Here is a 19,395-nt window from a genome sequence, read left to right as displayed (position 1 = left end):
CTCTTCTCTGACGTGAAGCAGGTCACTCTCCGTAGGGCATTGCGCATGGATCTCGGAGGTCAGGGCAGGCGGCCGGATCGCCGGACAGCCGGCTGGGGGGACTCGGAGAACGGAAGGCCAGACGCGACGTGACGGCAGCACAACAGACCATCCATGTGGGCGGAGAGTGGCGCGCAGCCCTGTCCGGGGCCACGCGCGAGATCATCGACCCCGCCGACGGGACCGCCTTCGCGGTCGTCGCGGAGGGCGGCGTCCCGGACACGGACGACGCCGTCGCGGCGGCGCGGGCCGCCTTCGACGACGGCTCGTGGCCCCGTACGCCGGCCGCCGCGCGCGCCGCGCTGCTGCGCCGGGTCGCCGATCTGCTGAAGCGCGACCGCGAGCGGATCGGCGCGCTGGAGAGCCAGGACACCGGCAAGACGCTGGAGGAGGGCCGCATCGACGTCGACTGCGTGCGCGACGCCTTCCTCTACTTCGCCGACCTCGTCGCGGGCGAGGACCCGGGCGGACGGGTCGTCGACGCCGGATCGGACGAGATCCACAGCGTCGTCGTGCACGAGCCGGTCGGGGTCTGCGCCCTGATCACGCCGTGGAACTATCCGCTGCTCCAGGCCAGTTGGAAGATCGCCCCGGCGCTCGCCGCCGGCAACACCTTCGTGATCAAGCCCAGCGAGCTCACCCCGCTGAGCACCGTCGCCCTGGTCGAACTGCTCCTGGAGGCCGGACTGCCCCTGGGCGCCGCCAACCTCGTCACCGGCCCCGGCGACACCGTCGGCGCACGGCTCGCCGAGCACCCGGACGTCGACCTCGTCTCGTTCACCGGCGGTCTCGTCAGCGGTACGAAGGTGGCCCGGGCCGCCGCCGACAGCGTGAAGAAGGTCGCCCTCGAACTGGGCGGCAAGAACCCCAACGTCGTGTTCGCCGACGCCTGTGCGACGCCCGAGGGCTTCGACACCGCCGTCGACCAGGCGCTCAACGCCGCGTTCCTGCACAGCGGCCAGGTCTGCTCCGCCGGCTCCCGGCTCGTCGTCGAGGCCTCCGTGCGCGAGCGCTTCGTCGCCGAACTCGCCCGCCGCGCCGGGCGGATCAGGCTGGGCCGCGGCACCGACGAGGGCGTCGAGTGCGGCCCGCTGGTCTCCGCCGCCCAGGTGGCGCGGACCGAGGAGTACGTGGCCTCGGCCCTGCGCGAGGGCGCGGTCCTCCGGGCGGGCGGCGAACGCCCGGACGGCCCCGGCTACTTCTACCGTCCCACGGTCCTCGACCGCTGCCACCGGCGCATGCGGGTCGTCCGCGAGGAGGTCTTCGGACCCGTCCTCACCGTGGAGACCTTCGAGACCGAGGACGAGGCGGTGGCCCTCGCCAACGACACCGAGTACGGCCTCGCCGGAGCGGTGTGGACCGCCGACGAGGAGCGCGCCCGGCGCGTCGCGGCCCGGCTGCGGCACGGCACCGTCTGGATCAACGACTTCCACCCGTACCTGCCGCAGGCCGAGTGGGGCGGCTTCGGCAAGTCCGGCATCGGCCGGGAACTGGGCCCCGGCGGCCTCGCCGAGTACCGCGAGGCCAAGCACATCTACCGGAACCTCGCACCGCGCCCCGTGCGCTGGTTCGCGGGCGAGCAGCGGAAGGACCAGGCATGAGCCGGCGGCAGCACCACCGACAGGACCCGACCATGTACGACTACGTCGTCGTCGGCGGGGGCACCGCGGGTTCGGTGATCGCCTCCCGGCTGACCGAGGACCCGGACGTCACCGTCGCCGTCATCGAGGGCGGCCCCAGCGACGTCGGCCGCGAGGACGTGCTCACGCTGCGCCGCTGGATGGGCCTGCTCGGGGGCGAGCTGGACTACGACTACCCCACCACCGAGCAGCCCCGGGGCAACTCGCACATCCGGCACAGCCGGGCCCGCGTGCTCGGCGGCTGTTCCTCGCACAACACCCTCATCGCCTTCAAGCCGCTTCCCTCCGACTGGGACGAGTGGGCCGCGGCGGGCGCCGAGGGCTGGGACGCGGCGGCCATGGACCCCTACTTCGCCCGGCTGCGCAACAACATCGTCCCCGTCGACGAGGCCGACCGGAACGCGATCGCCCGGGACTTCGTCGACGCGGCGCAGACCGCCCTGGGCGTGCCGCGCGTCGAGGGCTTCAACCGCGCCCCGTTCCACGAGGGCGTCGGCTTCTTCGACCTCGCCTACCACCCGGAGAACAACAAGCGCTCGTCCGCCTCCGTCGCCTATCTGCACCCGTTCCTGGACCGCCCGAACCTGCACATCGCCCTGGAGACCTGGGCGTTCCGGCTGGAGTTCGAGGGCACCCGGGCCACCGGCGTGCACGTCCGGGCGAAGGACGGCACGGAACGGGTCGTGCGCGCCCGGCGCGAGATCCTGGTGTGCGCGGGCGCCGTGGACACGCCGCGCCTGCTGCTGCACTCGGGCATCGGGCCGCGCGCCGACCTGGAGAAGCTCGGCATACCGGTGGTGCACGACCTGCCGGGCGTCGGCGAGAACCTGCTCGACCACCCCGAGTCGGTCATCGTGTGGGAGACCCACGGCCCGATCCCGGAGAACTCCGCGATGGACTCCGACGCCGGTCTCTTCGTCCGCAGGGACCCGGAGTCCGAGGGGCCGGACCTGATGTTCCACTTCTACCAGATCCCCTTCACCGACAACCCCGAGCGGCTGGGCTACGAACGGCCCCCGCACGGCGTGTCGATGACGCCGAACATCCCCAAGCCGCGCAGCCGGGGCCGGCTGTACCTCACGAGCGCCGACCCCGGGGACAAGCCCGCGCTGGACTTCCGCTACTTCACCGACGAGGACGACTACGACGGCCGGACCCTCGTGGACGGGATCGGCCTCGCCCGCCGGATCGCGGCGAGCGAGCCGCTGGCCGGCTGGCTGAAGCGCGAGGTGTGCCCCGGGCCGGAGATCACCTCGGACGAGGAGCTGAGCGCCTACGCCCGGCAGGTCGCGCACACCGTCTACCACCCGGCCGGCACCTGCCGGATGGGCGCCGCCGACGACGAACTCGCCGTCGTCGCGCCCGACCTGCGGATCCGGGGTCTCGACGGCATCCGGATCGCCGACGCGTCCGTCTTCCCGACCATGCCCGCCGTCAACCCGATGATCGGCGTGCTCATGGTCGGCGAGAAGTGCGCCGACCTGCTGGGAGGTACGACCCGATGAGCGCCATCCCGCACACTTCGCCCTCGGACACCGCGCCGGCCGCCACCGCCTCCGCCGCGCCGGCCCCGGCCTCCGACGGGTCCGTGTTCTCCGTACGCGGACTGTGGAAGGTCTTCGGCCCCCGCGCCGGGCGCGTGCCCGGGGACCCGGCGCTCGCCGGGCTCGGCGCGGCCGAGCTGCGGGAGCGCACCGGCTGCACCGCCGCCGTCCGCGACGTCTCCTTCGACGTGGCGAAGGGCGAGGTCTTCGTCGTCATGGGTCTGTCGGGCTCGGGCAAGTCGACCCTGGTGCGCTGTCTGACCCGGCTGATCGAGCCGACCTCGGGCTCCGTCTCCATCGACGGCGAGGACGTCCTGTCCATGGACGCCGCCCGGCTGCGCGCACTGCGCCGCCACCGGGCCGCGATGGTCTTCCAGCACTTCGGGCTGCTGCCGCACCGCACCGTGCTCGACAACGTCGCTTACGGCCTGGAGATCCAGGGCGTCAGGCGCGGCGAACGGCGCGAGCGGGCGGCCGAGTTCGTCGCCAAGGTGGGCCTCGCGGGCCTGGAGCTGCGCAGGCCGGGCCAGTTGTCCGGCGGGCAGCAGCAGCGGGTCGGGCTGGCCCGTGCCCTCGCCGTGAACCCCGAAGTCCTGCTTTTCGACGAGCCGTTCAGCGCGCTCGACCCGCTCATCCGCCGCGAGATGCAGGAGGAGGTCGTGCGCCTGCACCGGGAGGAGGGGCGCACGATGGTCTTCATCACGCACGACCTGAGCGAGGCGCTGAAGCTCGGTGACCGCATCGCGCTGATGCGCGACGGCCGGATCGTGCAGCTCGGCACCCCGGAGGACATCGTGGGCTCCCCCGCCGACGCCTACGTCCGGGACTTCGTCCGGGACGTGCCGCGCGAGCAGGTGCTGACCGTGCGCTCGGCGATGCGCCCCGCGCTCGCGGAGGAGCGCGAGGCCGGTCCGGCGCTCGCCCCCGGGGCCACCGTCCAGGAGGCCATCGAAGCGGTCGCCCGGACGGGTGAGAACGCGCGGGTGGTCGAGCACGGGCGGTGCCTCGGCGTGGTGGACCACGCGGGGCTGCTCGGTGTCGTCGCCGGCGTACCGGCGGCGGGGAAGGCGGTGGCCTGATGCACTCCCCCACGACCTGGCCGCCGCCGTGCGGCACACCCGGCGCCCGGCACCCCGGCCCGTCGTCCGGCGGGGCACCGGCACCGGCCGGCGGTCACGCCTCCGGCCCGGGGCGGTGGGCGCGATGACCGTGACCGTCACCCCCGCTTCCGCCGGCCGCACGGCCGCCGGGGCCGGGGCCGGTCAGGCCCGGCCCGGCCCGGCGCGCGGGCTGCGCCGGCTGCGCGCGCTCGCGCGGCACCGCGGCCGCCTGATCGGCGCCGGCACGGCCCTCGGTCTGCTCCTCGGCGCCGTGCTCCTGGGCGGCGGCGGCTGGCCGGCGGCGCTGACCGTCGACGTGTCCGCGCCCCTCGGGCGCGGCAGCGACTGGATCGTCGACCACCGCGACAGCCACCCGCTGTTCCTCTACTTCCTCGGCCACGTGAGCAACCTGGTGGTCGTGTCGGTCCGCGCGGTGTACCTGGGTCTGCTGGCCGTGGGCTGGGCGGGCGTCGTCGCGGCCGTCGGCCTGGTGGCCTGGCGGCTCGCCGGCGTCCGGCTCGCGCTGGCGTCCGTGGCCGCCGTCGGCGCGTGCGGGCTGCTCGGCATGTGGGTGCCCACCCTGCAGACGCTGGCGCTGATGGTGGTCGCCGTGGCCGCGTCGGTGCTGCTCGGCGGTCTCCTCGGGCTCGCGGGTGGCCTGTCGGACCGGATGCACCGGATCCTGCGCCCGGTCCTCGACACCATGCAGGTGCTGCCGGCCTTCGCCTATCTCCTCCCGGTCGTCCTGGTGTTCGGCATCGGCGTGCCTGCGGCCGTCCTCGCGACCGTCGTCTACGCCGCCCCGCCCATGGCCCGGCTCACCGCGCTCGGACTGCGCGGCGCCGACGCCGGCGTCATGGAGGCGGCCGCCTCCCTGGGCGCCACCGCCCGGCAGCGTCTGCTGACCGCCCGACTGCCCCTGGCCCGCAAGGAACTCCTGCTGGGCGTGAACCAGGCGATCATGATGGCCCTCGGCATGGCCGTGATCGCGTCGGTCATCGGCGCCGGCGGCCTCGGCGACCGCGTGTACCAGGCGCTGGCCTCGGTCGACGTCGGTGCCGCGCTCGCGGCCGGTGTGCCGGTCGTGCTGCTCGCCGTCGTGCTGGACCGCGTCACCGCCGCGGCGGGCGCGCGGATCGGCGCCCCGCCGGTCCCGCGTGCCGGGCTCGGCTGGGCCGTCGCCCTCGGGCTGACCGCCGCCGTCGCGGTCGCCGGGCGGCTCACCGGCCGGCTCTCCTGGCCCACCGCCTGGACGGTGGAGGTGGCCGGGCCCGTCAACCGGGGCGTGGACTGGATGACCGACCACCTCTACTCCGGTGTGCCCCTGGTCGGCGGGACCGCCGACTGGGCGGGCCGGTTCACCACCTGGGTCCTCGACCCGCTGCGCGGCGGACTGCAGTGGCTGCCGTGGTGGGCGGTCCTGCTGGGCGTCGGCGCGCTCGCCCTGCTCATCGGCACCTGGCGCACCGCGGCGACCGCCGTGCTCGCGACGGGCGCGATCGGGGTCCTCGGGGTGTGGGGTCCGGCGCTCGACACGCTGTCCCAGGTCCTGGCGGCCGTCGCCGTGACCCTGGTGCTCGGCGTCGCCCTCGGGGTCGCCGCGGCGCGCGGCGACCGGCTGGGGCGGGCGCTCCGCCCGGTGCTGGACGTCTTCCAGACACTCCCCCAGTTCGTGTACCTGATCCCGGTGGTCGCCCTCTTCGGTGTGGGCCGCGCCCCGGCGGTCGCCGCCGCCGTGGTGTACGCGCTGCCCGCGGTCGTACGGATCACGGCCCAGGGCGTACGGGCCGTGGACCCGGCGGCCCTGGAGTCGGCCCGGTCGCTCGGCGCGACCGGCCGCCAGCAGCTCCTCCAGGTGCAGCTGCCGCTGGCCCGGCCGGCGCTGCTGCTCGCCGTGAACCAGGGCGTCGTGCTCGTCCTCGCCGTGGTCGTCATCGGCGGCCTGGTGGGCGGCGGCGCGCTCGGGTACGACGCGGTCTTCGGCCTCGCCCGGGGCGACCTGGCGACCGGTCTGGTCGCCGGTGCCGCGATCGTCTGCCTCGGTCTGGCGCTCGACCGGGTGACCCAGCCGACACGGCGCCGCGCCTTCGATGGAAAGGGGGCCTGACATGGCTCGCACACGTCTCGCCGCGCTCGCGGCCGCCGTCGCCCTGACGGCGCTCACCGGCTGCGGCGCCGCGGACATGACCCGCCAGGCCTCCCCGTACGCCGCCGCCGAGGGTTCCCGCACGGTGACGCTGTCCGTGCAGTCGTGGGTCGGGGCGCAGGCCAACGTGGCCGTCGCCGCGTACCTGCTGGAGCACGAGCTCGGCTACCGGGTCGACACCGTGCAGATCGACGAGGTGCCGGCCTGGGACGCGCTCAGCCAGGGCCGGGTCGACGCGATCCTGGAGGACTGGGGCCACCCGGACCAGGAGAAGCGGTACGTCGACGGCAAGGGGACGATCGCGCGGGGCGGCGACCTCGGGGTGACCGGCCACATCGGCTGGTTCGTGCCCACGTACTTCGCCGAGCGGCACCCGGACGTCACCGACTGGCGGAACCTGAACAAGTACGCCGACGCGTTCCGCACCGCGGAGAGCGGCGGCAAGGGCCAGCTCATGGACGGCTCCCCGTCCTACGTCACGAACGACAAGGCGCTCGTGGACAACCTGGGCCTCGACTACCAGGTCGTGTTCGCGGGCTCGGAGGCCGCGCAGATCACGCAGATCAGGCAGTTCGCCAAGGAGCGCAAGCCGTTCCTGACCTACTGGTACAAGCCGCAGTGGCTGTTCGAGAAGGTCCCGATGACGGAGGTGAGACTGCCGGCGTACAAGGAGGGGTGCGACGCCGACCCGGCGAAGGTGGCCTGCGCGTACCCGCACACGCCGCTGCAGAAGTTCCTCAACGCCCGCTTCGCCGAGGACGGGGGCGACGCCGCCGCGTTCCTGAAGAGGTTCCGGTGGACGACCGGGATGCAGAACGACGTCGCCCTGATGATCGCCGAGCAGAAGCTGTCGCCGCAGGAGGCGGCCGGCCGGTGGGTGAAGGAGCACGAGTCCACCTGGCGGGCGTGGCTCCCGTCCTGAGCCGGACGGGAGCGGGCGCGGGTCACGCCGTCACGGCCGCCGGGCCGGTCACGGGGTGTCGTCGCAGGTCGGGTCGGAAATCGCGCTGACGGTGTACGGCGGCCGGCCCGGCGGCTCGTCGAGCTGGCTGTTCACCACGTAGAGGCGGCAGCCGTGCCGGGCCAGCGTGGTGGGCAGGTCGAACGGGCCGTCGGTGAGGCGGTGGGTGACCGTGCCCGACCGCAGGTCCGGGTCGAGCTTGGCGATGTAGACGCCGTGCGGGGCCCCGTAGTTGAGCACGGCGTACAGGGTGCGGCCGCGCAGCACCATGCCGTCGGCGCCGAAGGACTGGTCCCCGAGGTCGAGCCGCTCGACCTGGCGGTCCGCGGTGCCGACGCGCCAGACGGCCTCGGTGCCGTTCGAGGCGACGAGGAGCGTGGAGCCGGTCTCGTCGGCCACGATGCCGTTCAACAGCCAGTACCGGTCCGGGAATCCGGGCCAGGCGGAACGGATGTCGAGCCAGGGTTCGAGCGGTCCCACGGTCGAGCCGCGGAGCTCCGCCCGGTGGATCACGGGGTTGGCCCAGTCGGTGACGTACACCGCGTCGTCGGTCACGACCAGGTCGTTCAGGTGCGGTGCGCCGAGCGGCCCGTCCTCGGCGGTACGGCGGGCGAGCAGCCGTCCGTGGCGGTCGTGCACGGTGAGGGTGGCGCCGCCGACGGACAGGACGCGGCCGCGCCGGTCGGTGTGCACGCCCAGGGTGCTGGCGCGGTCCGCCACGCCGCGGGCCGGGAACGGCGCGAGGTCCGGGGTGTCGATCCGGCCGCGGTAGAGGGTGCCGAGGCCGTCGGAGGAGACGTACAGGGTGCCGTCGGGGGTGATCGTGATGCCTTCCGGCAGGACGCCCGCCTCGCGGGAGACGACGTAGCGGTCGGGCAGCTCCCGCGCGGCGGCGGGAGCGGGTGCTCCGGCGAGGGCCGTGAGCAGCAGGGTGGCTGCGAGGCAGGCGGTGCGGGTGGGAACGCGGGGCATGGACGCGACCTCCGTGGGAGTCGGCGCAAGGAGCAGGCGCGAGGGACGGTGACGAGAGGAGCGTGCGGCGTCCCGGCGCACGGCGCAGTGCCTTTCGGCCCTCGTCGAAAGGGTCCGGCGGGCGGATAATCGCTCGTCATGATCCGTCTTCACTTCACCGCCGACGACCTGTGCCGGATCACGCTCGCGCCGGCGGTCAACGCCCTGGCGGAGACCGCGCTGGGCGCACGACTGAGCCTGGCGCGGGGCGGGCGCCGGGCCGGCGCCGGGGGCCGGGGCTTCGGGCAGGCGCGGCGGGCACGGACCGCCGCCCGGGGGTGGCACCCGGGTGGACGGGCCGGTGTGCTCGCGGAGTTGGTCGGGGAGGACGGCTTCGTGCCGGACTTCCTGCTCCAGCCGGGGATCCACGATCTCGCCGCGGGTCTGGAGGCGGCCACCGCGACACCGGCGGAGCGGCTGGCGGTGGACCTGGGCGTCCCGGAGGCGGCGGGGTGGAACGGCGGTCTGGCCCGGCCCGGGCGGTGGGCGCGCGAGCTGGCCCAGGGCTCGCCGGCCGCGACCCGGGCGCTGCGCGAGGACACCCGGGAGTTCTTCGCGCGCCACCTGGAGCCCCTCTGGCCGCGGATCCGGCAGGACACCCTCGCCGACCGGGCGCTGCGCTCGGAGATGCTGCTGCGGGGCGGCGTCGACGCCCTGCTGACGACGCTCGGCACGACCTGGCGGTGGCAGCACCCGACGCTCCACCTGCCGTCGGCGTCGGCGTACGACATCCCGCTGTGCGGGCGCGGGCTGCTCCTCGTCCCGTCCTGGTTCGCGACCGGCCCCTTGGTGATGTACCGGCCGGAGGCGGCGACCGTCCTCGTCTATCCGCTGTACGAGGCCGGCGGGAGCTCCGCCGGCGGCGAGCGTCCGGAGGCGCTCGCCGCGCTGCTCGGCCGCACCCGGGCCCAGGTGCTCGCCCTGCTGCGCACCCCCGCCACCACGACGGCGCTCGCCGAACGCGCCGCCGTCTCCCTCGCGGCGGCCAGCCACCACGCGGGGGTCCTGCGGGGCGCGGGCCTCGTCGACACCGTGCGCACGGGAACGGCGGTGCTGCACAGCCTCACCCCGCTCGGGCACTCCCTGCTGGCCGGGACCGCCGGGTGAGGGGGGTGCCGTCGGGGGCGTCGGTGGTGCACGATCCGGGCGGGCTCAGACCAGCAGGACGATCGCGAGCGCGCCCGACAGGTCGACGACCCCGCACCATTCCGCCCAGGCGCGGGGGACGACCCGGCCGCCGCGGTGGTGCGCGAGGTCCCAGAGCGCGTGGGCGAACCAGCCCGCGGCCACCACGTACAGCGCGGTCCGGCCGTCGAGGAGGAGGACGACGGCGGCCCAGGCGCAGAACAGCACCAGACCGGCGGTCTGGACGGCGAGGGGCCGGCGGTCGCCGGGCGCGCCGAGTTCGCGGCGCGCGGCGCCGAAGGCCAGGTAGCACAGCGGCATGACCACGAGGAGGGCGGCGAGGAAGGAGGTGGGCGGCAGCCCGTCGGCGAAGGTCGCCACGGCGAGGGCGAGCGCGAGCCAGGCGGGCCAGCGGTGCGCGAGGAAGCGGATCGGCGTCATGGGCTCCACTGTCCGGCGCGGCCGGGCGCCGGTCAGCGGTTCGGAGCCGGGATGTCCGTCGTCTTGGGCTGCTCGTCCGTGCGGACTAGGGTCGACGCATGGGGGATCGTACGGAACGGGTGGTGGCCGTCGTCGGTTTCGAGTCGGCCGAACTCCTCGACATCGCCTGCGTCACCACGGGCCTGGCCCTCGCCAACGCGCTCGGGGAGCCGGAGATTGCGTACCGCGTCCGGCTGATCGCCCCGGGCGGGGCGCCGATCCGGTGCGGTACGGGGCTCACGCTGGCCGGGGTCGGGTCCCTGGAGCGGACGCGGGGGCCGCTGGACACGCTCGTCGTCTCGGGCGGGCTGGGCGTCGAGCGGTTCGCCGCGGACCCGCGTCTCGTCGGGCACGTGCGGCGGCTCAGCCGCGAGAGCCGGCGGGTCGCGTCGGTCTGCACGGGCGCGGCCGTGCTGGCAGCGGCGGGTCTCCTCGACGGCCGCCGGGCCACCACCCACTGGCAGTTCGCCCCGCACCTGGCGGACGGGTACCCGGACGTACGGGTGGACCCGGCGCCGCTGTGGATCCGCGACGGCAACGTGTACACGTCGGCCGGCATCACCAGCGCGCTGGACCTGACCCTGGCCTTCATCGAGGAGGACCACGGCCCGGAGCCGGCCCGTCAGGTGGCCCGGCACCTCGTGGTCCACATGCAACGCCCGGGCGACCAGCGCCAGATGAGCGTGTTCACCGCCGCGCCGCCGCCCCGCGAGGACATCGTCCGCGTGCTCGCCGCCCACATCGCCGCCCACCCCAACGAGGACCTGAGCACGCCGGCCCTCGCCGCCCGCGCGGGCCTGACCCCCCGTCACCTCACCCGCCTCTTCACCCGGTGCCTCGGCGAACCGCCCGGCCGTCACGTCCGCCGCGTCCGCACGGAGACGGCCGCCCACCTCCTCCGTGCCAGCTCCCTCCCGGTGGCCTCGGTGGCCACCCGCTGCGGCTTCGGCACCCCGGAGGCCCTTCGCCAGGCCTTCCTGGAACGCTACGGCGTTTCGCCGTCCCGGTACCGGGACGGCGCGGAGGCGGAGGTCGGGGCGGCGGCGGGAACGGAGGCGGATTGATACTGACAACCGTTTTCATATAGCCTCGGCGGGTCAGCACCCGGACCGAGGAGTCTCGCCATGGCCGTCCCCAAGCGGAAGATGTCCCGCAGCAACACCCGTCACCGCCGCGCCCAGTGGAAGGCGAGCACGCCGCAGCTGGCGCCGGTCACCGTGGACGGCGTCGCCTACCGGGTCCCGCAGCGGCTCGTGAAGGCGTACGAGCGCGGCCTCCTCCGCCCGGAGGGCTGACCCCGCACTCCGGGCCGGACGGTGGACGCAGCCACGGCACCGTCCGGCCCGGCATCCGGCCGCCGTTCCCTCAGGGGGCCGCTTCCGAGGGCGGTTTCAGGGGGTCGTGGCCGAGGTTCATCAGGGCGTGACGCCAGGCACCGTCACCGGGCTCGGGGTCCAGCTCGGGCTTGCGCTGCGACCGGACCGTGTCGACGACCTGGCGCATCACCTCCGCGTCCGCCCCGGTGAGGTCACCGGGCCGCTTGGCGAGGATGGCGAGCACACGGCGACCGGTCTCGGGTCCCGCCTGCGGCGGGGGCTCTTCGGTGTCCTCGCCGGCCGCCTCCGTCCGCAGCCAGTCCTGCAGTTCGCGTGACGTCATGTTGACGACGGAGTGGAACTCGTTCCACAACTCTTCGCTGACCGTCGATGTCATCGGAACCTCCTCGAGCCGCGTCCCCTCGGTTCAGTCGTTCTCCGGTCGCTCCCCCTTCGGGCCTCGGCCGCGTTCGGTCCGCGGGCCGCCGCTGCGCCACCGTGGGTCCTGCTGCAGCGCCTCGTTGGCCTCCTCGTTCGCCTTCGCGTCCGGTACGCCCGCCCGCTCGGCGTCCTTGCGCGTCCTGGCGCGTCGGGTGTCGTACTTCTTGCTTCCCGGCTCGGGCATCACGGCCTCCCGTCTGCTCCTCGTCTCGTCGTCTCCTGCGGTCGCCCGGCGCCTGCCCGGCGCCCCGGCGCGGAAACCCTCAGCCCTCCGTGCCCTCGTGGGAGCCCGCAGTGGTGGCGGCGCCGGTGCCGGCGTCCTCGCCCAGGCCCGGTGCGACGGCGCCGCGGTCGTCGAGGCCGAGCGCGACCTTCGTCCAGCCGGCCTCCCTGCGGTCGAAGGCCTCGTACGCGGCGATGGCGTCGCCGAGTCCGGACCAGCGGGTGACGAGCGGGGTCGGGTCGAGCGTGCCGGAGCCCACCATGGAGACCAGGCGGGGGACGTAGCGGCGGTGGTTGCAGTTGCCGCTCTTCAGCGTGAGGTTCTTCATGAACGCCTCGCCGAACGGGTAGTGCTGGACCTGCGGCGGATAGACGCCGACCGTGCCGACCGTCCCCGCCTTGGCCACCATCCGCACCGACCAGCGGGCCGCGAGGGACGGCGCGTCCCCCACCACCCAGGTGTCGCCGTCCGGGTTCCGCTCCGGCGCGGCCTCGTCGCGCTCGTGCGCGAACTGCTCCGCCTGCTCGCGCACCGACGCGGCGGCCGGTCCGTGCGACGGGCCCTGGGCGTCCACGCCCACGGCGTCGATCACCCGGTCGACGCCGATGCCGCCGGTGAGGTCGAGCACCGCCTCGACCGGGTCCTCGGCGTTGAAGTCGACGGTCTCCGCGTGCTGGCGCGCGGCCAGGTCGAGCCGGTCGGCGACGCCGTCGACCACGATGACGCGTCCTGCGCCCTGCAGCCGGGCGCAGGCGATGGCCGCCTGGCCCACGGGCCCGGCTCCCACGATCGCGACCGTGTCGCCGTCGCCCACCTCGGCGAGTTCGGCGCCGAACCAGGCGGTCGGATAGATGTCGGACAGCAGGACGGCCTGGTTGTCGTCCACGGTCTCGGGCAGCGGCACGGGGCCGACCTGCGCGAAGGGAACCCGGGCGTACTCGGCCTGGAGCCCGTCCAGGCCGCCCGCCGCCTCGGGGCCGCCGAAGAAGACGGTGCCCGCCCGGGGGCCTCCCGGGTTGGCGTTGTCGCACTGCGCGTAGTAGCCGGCCCGGCAGTAGCTGCACACGCCGCACGCCACCGTCGACGGCACGACGACGCGGTCGCCGGGCCGCAGGTTGCGCACGCCGGCGCCGGTCTCCTCGACGACGCCGACGGCCTCGTGGCCGAGGATCCGGCCTTCGCGCATGCCGGGCATGGTGCCGCGGACGAAGTGGATGTCGGTTCCGCAGATCGCGGAGGTGGTGATGCGGACGATCGCGTCGTACCGGTCCTGGATCTTGGGGTCCGGCACCTCGTCCAGACGGATGTCGCCGGTCCCGTGCCACACGACTGCCTTCATGACGGCGTCAGCCTCCCATGCGGGTCCGCAGGAGTCGCTTGCCCAGTTCGGCGCCCTTGCGGCTGTCGGCCTGGGCCTTGCGGAAGAGTTCGACGACCTCGTCGTCGCCCTCGCGTTCCGCGTCCTGGATGTAGGTCTCAAGGCGCAGGGCGTTGGCCAGGCAGCTCTCGACGTACCAAATGAGGTTGTAGTCCTTGTCCTTCGTCCCGGTGACGCCACCGGTCTCGGTGCCGCCGGCCGTCTCGCTGGTCATGGGGTGTCCCTCGCTTCCTCGCGATCGATGTGCCGGGTCGTGGTCTGCCGGTACCCGGTGCCCCGCTCCGTATGCGGGCCTCGCGGAGGCCCGCGGTGCCCCGGGCCGGGAGAGGTTTCGCGTGCCCGGCGGCGGTCAGGCGTACCGGACGAACCCGTTCGACGATCGGCTGGGGGAGCTGGGAGCAGATGGAGAACCTTGTCCGGCTGGCGACGGCCCTCGGCGGCTCGGCGCTGGCCGCCTTCGCCCTGTGCCGCGCGGCGGACCTGCTGGCGCGGTTCGCCGACGCGCGGCATCCGGAGACGCCCCTGTGGGGGCTGTTGCGCCGCTGCCGCACGCCGCTGTTCGTGGTGGTGCTGGCGGCGCTGCTGCGGTGGTCCTACGCACTGGCGGCGCCCGGGCGGGGGCCGCTGGAGGACCACGCGGGGGCGGTGAGCAGGGTCCTGCTGCTGTGCCTGATCGGCGGCGGGGCCTGGCTGGCCGTGCGGACGGTCGCGGCCGTCGTGGAGTCCTCGTACGCGCGGTACGCGGGGCGCTCCCGCGACCCGGCGCGGCTGCGCCGGGTGCGCACCCAGGTGACGCTGATCATGCGGGTGGTGTCGGTGGCCGTCGGCGTGCTCGCGGTCGCCGCGGCCCTGGTCACCTTCCCCTCCTTCCGCACGGTCGGCACGTCCCTGCTCGCCTCGGCGGGCATCATCGGCATCGTGGCCGGCGTGGCGGCCCAGTCGACGCTGGGCAACCTCTTCGCCGGCTTCCAGATCGCGTTCGGCGACATGGTCCGCATCGGCGACACCGTCGTGGTGGACGGCGAATGGGGGGTGGTGGAGGAGGTGACGCTCACCTTCCTCACGGTCCGTACCTGGGACGAGCGGCGGGTCACGCTGCCCGTCTCGTACTTCACCTCGCGCCCGTTCGAGAACTGGTCGCGCGGCGGCCCGGAGCTGACGGGCACCGTCTTCCTGCACTGCGACCACAGCACTCCGGTCCCGCTCGCCCGGGCGCACCTCAGGGAGTTCCTGGCCACCTGCGGCACCTGGGACGGGCGGGCCTGGGACCTGGCCGTGACCGACACCTCCCCCACTGGCATCACCGTGCGGGCGCTGGTGACCGCCAAGGACGCCGACGACCTGTGGGCGACCCGCTGCGCCGTACGGGAGGAGCTGGTCGGCTGGCTCGCGCGGGAGCACCCGGGCGCCCTGCCGAAGGTGGTCACCGCCCCCGCTGCCGATGTCCTCGCCGCGCGGGGGCGCGGGCCCGAGGGGTGACGGAGCAGGCGCCCGGCCCCCGGCGGGAGAGCCGGGGGCCGGGCGTCGGGGGCCAGGGGGCCAGGGGGGCGGGGGCTTCGTCAGGCCTTGTCCTGCATGGAGCGGCGTGCGGGGTTCCCCTGTTCGGCCGCCTTGGGGTCCTTCTCGCCGGCCTTGGCCCGGACGCCCTGTTCGATGCGCTCGCCGACGGCCTTGTCGATGTTCTTCCAGTAGGCGAAGGCGCGTTCCAGGACGGGTTCGGTGACGCCGTTGAGGAGGTGGCCCACCACGTTGTCGACCAGCCGGTCGCGGGCGGCGTCGTCCATCACCTCGCGCACCAGGGTGCCGGGCTGGCCCCAGTCGTCGTCCTCCGGGTGCGAGACGTAGGCCGCGCGGGTGATCTCGCCGTCGGCGGTCCAGCTCGGCGGGCTGCCGTACCGCTCGGTGTCGGCGGCGGGCCCTCCCTTGGAGTTGGGGGCGTAGACCGGATCGGTCGTCTTCCGGTAGGCCATCGCCCCGTCCTTGGAGTACGTGTGGACGTCGACGACGGGCGCGTTCACGGGGAGCTGCGCGTAGTTGGTGCCGAGCCGGGCCCTGTGGGCGTCCGCGTACGAGAACAGGCGGGCCAGCAGCATCCGGTCGGGGCTCGGCCCGATGCCGGGGACGAGGTTGTTCGGCTGGAAGGCGGCCTGCTCGATCTCGGCGTGGTTGTCGGTGGGGTTGCGGTCGAGCGTCATGCGGCCGACCGGGATGAGCGGGTAGTCGCCGTGCGGCCACACCTTGGTGAGGTCGAAGGGGTTGAACCGGTATCCGGCGGCTTCCTCGTACGGCATGATCTGCACCTTCAGCGTCCAGCTGGGGAAGTCGCCGTCGCGGATGTGCTCGAACAGGTCCCGCGTGTGGTAGTCGGTGTCGACGGCCGCCATCTGGTCGGCCTCGTGTTGCGTGAAGAACTCGATGCCCTGGTCGGTCTTGAAGTGGTACTTCACCCAGAAGCGCTCACCGGAGGCGTTGATCCACATGTAGGTGTGGGACGTGTAGCCGTTCATGTGGCGCCAGGAGCGCGGGATGCCGCGGTCGCCCATCAGCCAGGTGACCTGGTGGGCGGACTCCGGGGACAGGGTCCAGAAGTCCCACTGCATGTCGTGGTCGCGCAGGTTGTTGTCGGCGCGGCGCTTCTGGGACCGGATGAAGTGCTGGAACTTCATCGGGTCCTTCACGAAGAAGACCGGCGTGTTGTTGCCGACCATGTCGTAGTTGCCCTCGGACGTGTAGAACTTCACCGCGAAGCCGCGCGGGTCGCGCCAGGTGTCCGGGCTGCCGCGCTCGCCGGCCACGGTGGAGAAGCGGACGACCAGGTCCGTGCGGGCGCCGGGCTGGAACAGCGCGGCCCGGGTGTAGCGGCTGACGTCGTGGGTGACCTCGAAGTGGCCGAAGGCGCCGCTGCCCTTGGCGTGCGGCTGGCGTTCGGGGATCCGTTCCCGGTTGAACTGCGCCATCTGCTCGATCAGGTAGGCGTCCTGGAGCAGGATGGGACCGCCCGGGCCGACGGTGAGCGAGTGTTCGTCGCTCTCCGCCGGCGCGCCGGAGTCGGTCGTGGTGGCGGGTCGGCTGTCGGTCATCGGTCGTGCGTCCTTTCTTCGTGCCGGACGGTGGCGCGTCCTTCGACGGGCGTGGCTTCGTACGCCCCCGGCCCCGGCCCCGCCGCGCACACGCACGTCCCAGCCTGAGCCCAGTCGCCCGAAGCCACCACCGGAGGCGCGCCGCGCCGGGGGCTGTGCCCGGGGCGGCGCGTGGGGAGGGCCCGGACCGGACGGTCCGGGCCCTCCCCACGCCCCGCACGGCGTTCCTCACCTGGGGGTCGTCACACCATCGGGCCGCTGAAGGGGCCTCCCGGGCCGTAGTAGGTGCCCAGCTGGTGGCGGTAGTCCGGGTCGCCGAGGTGCTTCTCGCGGTGGAACTCGGGGGCGGACTTGATCTGCTCCTTGGTGCGGTCGACGTGGACCTTCCGCTCGTCCGGGTCGATCCGGACGACCGTGGCGGCCGGAAGGAGGACCTCCTTGCCGAAGATCCAGACCCCGGTGTCGACGACCAGGTAGGCGTCCCCGACCTCGTCGGAGTGCTTGTCCACCTTGCCGATGCGGCCGTCGACCGCCTCCACCTCGTAGCCGGTCAGATCGGCGCCGGCCAGGTGGCCCGCGGTCGGCTTGTAGCTCCACACGTGCTCAGTCACGCGAAAACAACTCCTCCGGTGGGAGAGGGCGGCCGGCGGTTCGCCACCGCCCTCCTTCTCGGTGTGTCTTTCGCGACGGGGCGCGTTCCCCGCCTGGCACCCGCCTGCCCCGAGTCGGACGGGCCAATCCCCGCGGGACGGGACTCGGTACTGTGGCGGCCATGAGCGAAGCGACGAAGCCCCAGGTCCACGTACCGGAGGGCCCGCCCCCCGCCGAACTGGCGGTCCGGGACCTCCTCGTCGGGGACGGGCCCGAGGTCGGGCCGGGCATGGTCGTCAAGGTGCACTACGTCGGGGTGACCTTCGCGTCCGGCCGGGAGTTCGACGCCTCCTGGGACCGGGGCGAGCCGTACAAGTTCGCCCTGGGCGGCGGCAAGGTCATCAAGGGCTGGGACCGCGGCGTGCGGGGCATGAGGGTCGGCGGACGGCGCGAGATCGTCGTCCCCCCGCGCCTCGGCTACGGGAACCAGTCGCCCTCACCGCTGATCCCGCCCGGCTCGACCCTGGTCTTCGTGGTGGACCTGGTCGACGCGTACTCCGGCCCGGCCGGCTGGTTCCGCGACCGGCGGTGAGGGTTCAGCCCGCCTCGTCCGCCGCGACGGGGCGGACGTACCAGTCCGAGGCGAAGTCGGCCCGCAGGACCACTTCGTCCCGGTGCAGGTGGTCGGCGTCGTGCAGGACGACACCGCTCACCACGAAGTGGCCGTGGCCCGAGTCGACCTCGTCCCGCGTCTCGGCGGTCCTCGGGGCCGACGGCACGTCGATGCGCACCGGGGCGTCCGCCGGCAGCCGGCGGAGCGCTTCGAGCAGCTCCCCCGCCGTCAGTTCGACGGTCTCGTGCCGGTAGCGCGCCGGCTTCATGTGCTCGCTCATGCGTCACAGGGTAGGGCTGGGTCGTTTCTTTCGGATCAGGCCGGATCTGGGGGCACCTCCCGTGCCCGGAGGGCTACGGGGGAGAGCGGCGTCCGGTGCATGGGGTCTCCCCAGGCCCGTCAGGGCCGAGGGTTGGGGTCTCCCCAGGCCCGTCAGGGCCGAGGGTTGGGGTCTCCCCAGGCCCGCCAGGGCCCAGGGGAAGGACCGCAAGGCGGAGGTGAGGGCACCTCCCCGGCCGCCAGGCCGAGGGGGCGGAAGCGATGCGGTGGGGGTACTCCCCCTGGGCTCCGCCCGGGGGCACCCCCACCCGGGCGAAGCCCAGGGGCCCATCGGCGACCGACGACAACGCGGCGAGGCGCGGTGCCGGGGGCACTCCCCCAGGCTCCGCCGGGGGCACCCCCACCCAGGCGAAGCTCCGGGGGAGTCGAGAGCCCGGCAAGATCCGGAAGAGACGGCCTAGGGCTCCGGTGGTCCGTGGGCGCCCTCAGGCGAGGACGCGGAGGGACGCCGGCATCGCGCGGAGGGTGACCGGGAGGGTCGCGTCGACCTCGCCGTCGGCGCCGTACGGGAGGGGGCGGTCGGCCTCGACGCGGATCTCCCGGCCGCGCAGGATCTCGATCTGGGGGCGCTTCACGTGCGCGCCGGTCTTCAGCTCGTTCATCATCGCGAAGAAGAGGTGCTTGGGCGCCTCCTTGATCACGACGACGTCGAGGAGGCCGTCGTCGACCCGGGCGCCCGGCGCGATGTTCCGGCCGAATCCGTAGAAGCCGGAGTTGGCGGCGACCACGGTGTAGCCGGTGTGCTCGTGCGGGACGCCGTCGATGGTGAGGCGGTACGCGGCGGGCTTCCAGGCGAGGACGGCCCGCAGGCCACCTGCGTAGTACGAGGCGGCGCCGCGCAGCAGGCGGGAGCGGTTGGCGTGGTGGTTGGCGACCGCGTCGACGCCGGCGTACACGCTGCCGAGGACGTGGGTGCCCGGGTGCCGGGCGGAGGTCACCTCGATGGTGTCGACGGCCCGCGGTTCGGCGCCGAGCAGCACCTCGGCGAGGCCGGCGGCGTCGGTGGGCAGCCCCAGGGCGCGGGCGAAGTCGTTGCCGCGGCCCGCGGGGACCAGGCCGAAGACGGTGTCCGTGCCGCTGAGCGCGCCGCCGACGGTGCCGGCCATGCCGTCACCGCCGACGGCGAGCACGACGTGCCCCTTCGCCCCGGCGGCCCGGGCGAGTTCCTGGGCGTGTTCCAGGCTGCGGCTGTAGACGGTGTCGAGCCGCGCGCCCGCCTCCCGCAGCAGCCGGGCCAGCGGGAGCAGGCCCGCCGTGCCGCTGGAACCCCCCGCGGTGGGGTTGACGACGGCGGTGAACTGTCGCATGGATCTGGCCTCCGGCGGCAGAAGAGGGACTCGGGAGGAAGGATTCAGGAGGAGGGGGCCC

The 19,395-nt window shown here is 74.2% G+C and carries 20 protein-coding genes; 10 read left to right on the top strand and 10 right to left on the bottom strand.

What is annotated here, in order from left to right; genetic code table 11:
- Positions 1 to 128 precede the first annotated feature (128 nt).
- The 5 genes from ACIGW2_RS09245 (at position 129) to ACIGW2_RS09225 (ending at position 7,391) form a co-directional block, all read left to right on the top strand.
- Complete coding sequence (locus tag ACIGW2_RS09245) at positions 129 to 1,640, top strand: aldehyde dehydrogenase family protein (protein ID WP_361576776.1); 1,512 nt, start codon at positions 129 to 131, stop codon at positions 1,638 to 1,640.
- A complete protein-coding gene (locus tag ACIGW2_RS09240) occupies positions 1,637 to 3,184 on the top strand; it encodes a GMC family oxidoreductase (RefSeq protein WP_399842328.1) in 1,548 nt (515 codons plus the stop codon). Before ACIGW2_RS09245 ends, ACIGW2_RS09240 begins: the two co-directional genes overlap by 4 nt.
- The gene (locus ACIGW2_RS09235) at positions 3,181 to 4,302 is read left to right on the top strand and encodes a glycine betaine/L-proline ABC transporter ATP-binding protein (protein WP_391651974.1); all 1,122 of its coding nucleotides are present in this window, start codon (positions 3,181 to 3,183) and stop codon (positions 4,300 to 4,302) included. Before ACIGW2_RS09240 ends, ACIGW2_RS09235 begins: the two co-directional genes overlap by 4 nt.
- A 124-nt stretch (positions 4,303 to 4,426) precedes the next feature.
- Positions 4,427 to 6,430, top strand: coding sequence for an ABC transporter permease subunit (locus tag ACIGW2_RS09230; protein WP_399842325.1), 2,004 nt, complete (start codon positions 4,427 to 4,429; stop codon positions 6,428 to 6,430).
- 1 nt (position 6,431) lies between these two features.
- Positions 6,432 to 7,391, top strand: coding sequence for an ABC transporter substrate-binding protein (locus ACIGW2_RS09225; protein WP_391651976.1), 960 nt, complete (start codon positions 6,432 to 6,434; stop codon positions 7,389 to 7,391).
- Positions 7,392 to 7,439: 48 nt separating this feature from the next.
- Here ACIGW2_RS09225 and ACIGW2_RS09220 read toward each other — a convergent pair whose 3' ends face one another.
- On the bottom strand, positions 7,440 to 8,402 hold the full coding sequence (locus tag ACIGW2_RS09220; protein ID WP_399842323.1) for a hypothetical protein: 963 nt from the start codon (positions 8,400 to 8,402) through the stop codon (positions 7,440 to 7,442).
- Positions 8,403 to 8,540: 138 nt separating this feature from the next.
- Between ACIGW2_RS09220 and ACIGW2_RS09215 the strand changes: the two genes are divergently transcribed.
- On the top strand, positions 8,541 to 9,548 hold the full coding sequence (locus ACIGW2_RS09215; RefSeq protein WP_399842320.1) for a winged helix-turn-helix domain-containing protein: 1,008 nt from the start codon (positions 8,541 to 8,543) through the stop codon (positions 9,546 to 9,548).
- A gap of 45 nt (positions 9,549 to 9,593) precedes the next feature.
- Here ACIGW2_RS09215 and ACIGW2_RS09210 read toward each other — a convergent pair whose 3' ends face one another.
- Positions 9,594 to 10,007, bottom strand: coding sequence for a hypothetical protein (locus ACIGW2_RS09210; protein ID WP_361576755.1), 414 nt, complete (start codon positions 10,005 to 10,007; stop codon positions 9,594 to 9,596).
- 98 nt (positions 10,008 to 10,105) lie between these two features.
- On the opposite strand from ACIGW2_RS09210, the gene ACIGW2_RS09205 reads away from it, so the two are divergent.
- Together ACIGW2_RS09205 and rpmF are read left to right on the top strand one after the other, a co-directional pair.
- Positions 10,106 to 11,110: a GlxA family transcriptional regulator gene (locus ACIGW2_RS09205; protein WP_399842317.1), complete on the top strand. Its 1,005-nt coding sequence runs from the start codon at positions 10,106 to 10,108 to the stop codon at positions 11,108 to 11,110.
- A gap of 60 nt (positions 11,111 to 11,170) precedes the next feature.
- Positions 11,171 to 11,341: a 50S ribosomal protein L32 gene (rpmF, locus tag ACIGW2_RS09200; protein ID WP_399842314.1), complete on the top strand. Its 171-nt coding sequence runs from the start codon at positions 11,171 to 11,173 to the stop codon at positions 11,339 to 11,341.
- A 70-nt stretch (positions 11,342 to 11,411) separates the two neighbouring features.
- Here the strand turns inward: rpmF and ACIGW2_RS09195 are convergent, their stop codons facing one another.
- The 4 genes from ACIGW2_RS09195 to ACIGW2_RS09180 all read right to left on the bottom strand — a co-directional run bounded on the left by ACIGW2_RS09195 (position 11,412) and on the right by ACIGW2_RS09180 (position 13,618).
- Positions 11,412 to 11,759 (bottom strand): DUF3140 domain-containing protein, encoded by a 348-nt coding sequence (locus tag ACIGW2_RS09195; protein ID WP_399842311.1) that lies wholly within the window; start codon positions 11,757 to 11,759, stop codon positions 11,412 to 11,414.
- 30 nt (positions 11,760 to 11,789) lie between these two features.
- Positions 11,790 to 11,987: a hypothetical protein gene (locus ACIGW2_RS09190; protein WP_391651982.1), complete on the bottom strand. Its 198-nt coding sequence runs from the start codon at positions 11,985 to 11,987 to the stop codon at positions 11,790 to 11,792.
- A gap of 79 nt (positions 11,988 to 12,066) precedes the next feature.
- On the bottom strand, positions 12,067 to 13,365 hold the full coding sequence (locus ACIGW2_RS09185) for a zinc-dependent alcohol dehydrogenase (protein ID WP_391651983.1): 1,299 nt from the start codon (positions 13,363 to 13,365) through the stop codon (positions 12,067 to 12,069).
- Between the two features lie 7 nt (positions 13,366 to 13,372).
- Positions 13,373 to 13,618 carry a hypothetical protein gene (locus ACIGW2_RS09180; RefSeq protein WP_391651984.1) on the bottom strand — a complete coding sequence of 82 codons (246 nt, stop codon included), beginning with the start codon at positions 13,616 to 13,618 and terminating at the stop codon, positions 13,373 to 13,375.
- A 188-nt stretch (positions 13,619 to 13,806) separates the two neighbouring features.
- Here ACIGW2_RS09180 and ACIGW2_RS09175 point away from each other — a divergent pair, with 188 nt between their 5' ends.
- Complete coding sequence (locus ACIGW2_RS09175; RefSeq protein WP_391651985.1) at positions 13,807 to 14,883, top strand: mechanosensitive ion channel family protein; 1,077 nt, start codon at positions 13,807 to 13,809, stop codon at positions 14,881 to 14,883.
- Positions 14,884 to 14,963: 80 nt separating this feature from the next.
- Here the strand turns inward: ACIGW2_RS09175 and ACIGW2_RS09170 are convergent, their stop codons facing one another.
- Positions 14,964 to 16,484 (bottom strand): catalase, encoded by a 1,521-nt coding sequence (locus tag ACIGW2_RS09170; RefSeq protein ID WP_399842306.1) that lies wholly within the window; start codon positions 16,482 to 16,484, stop codon positions 14,964 to 14,966.
- A 242-nt stretch (positions 16,485 to 16,726) separates the two neighbouring features.
- Positions 16,727 to 17,095, bottom strand: a complete 369-nt coding sequence (locus tag ACIGW2_RS09165) for a PRC-barrel domain-containing protein (RefSeq protein ID WP_391651987.1) — start codon at positions 17,093 to 17,095, stop codon at positions 16,727 to 16,729.
- A gap of 161 nt (positions 17,096 to 17,256) precedes the next feature.
- On the opposite strand from ACIGW2_RS09165, the gene ACIGW2_RS09160 reads away from it, so the two are divergent.
- Positions 17,257 to 17,667: an FKBP-type peptidyl-prolyl cis-trans isomerase gene (locus ACIGW2_RS09160; protein ID WP_391651988.1), complete on the top strand. Its 411-nt coding sequence runs from the start codon at positions 17,257 to 17,259 to the stop codon at positions 17,665 to 17,667.
- A 4-nt stretch (positions 17,668 to 17,671) separates the two neighbouring features.
- Here the strand turns inward: ACIGW2_RS09160 and ACIGW2_RS09155 are convergent, their stop codons facing one another.
- A complete protein-coding gene (locus ACIGW2_RS09155) occupies positions 17,672 to 17,968 on the bottom strand; it encodes a DUF6225 family protein (RefSeq protein WP_391651989.1) in 297 nt (98 codons plus the stop codon).
- Positions 17,969 to 18,452: 484 nt separating this feature from the next.
- Positions 18,453 to 19,334 (bottom strand): diacylglycerol/lipid kinase family protein, encoded by an 882-nt coding sequence (locus ACIGW2_RS09150; RefSeq protein WP_399842301.1) that lies wholly within the window; start codon positions 19,332 to 19,334, stop codon positions 18,453 to 18,455.
- Positions 19,335 to 19,395 lie beyond the last annotated feature (61 nt).

This window comes from Streptomyces sp. NPDC053541 (genome assembly GCF_044544705.1).
Taxonomy (GTDB): Bacteria; Actinomycetota; Actinomycetes; order Streptomycetales; family Streptomycetaceae; genus Streptomyces.
This window is presented reverse-complemented; position numbering and strand designations above follow the sequence as displayed.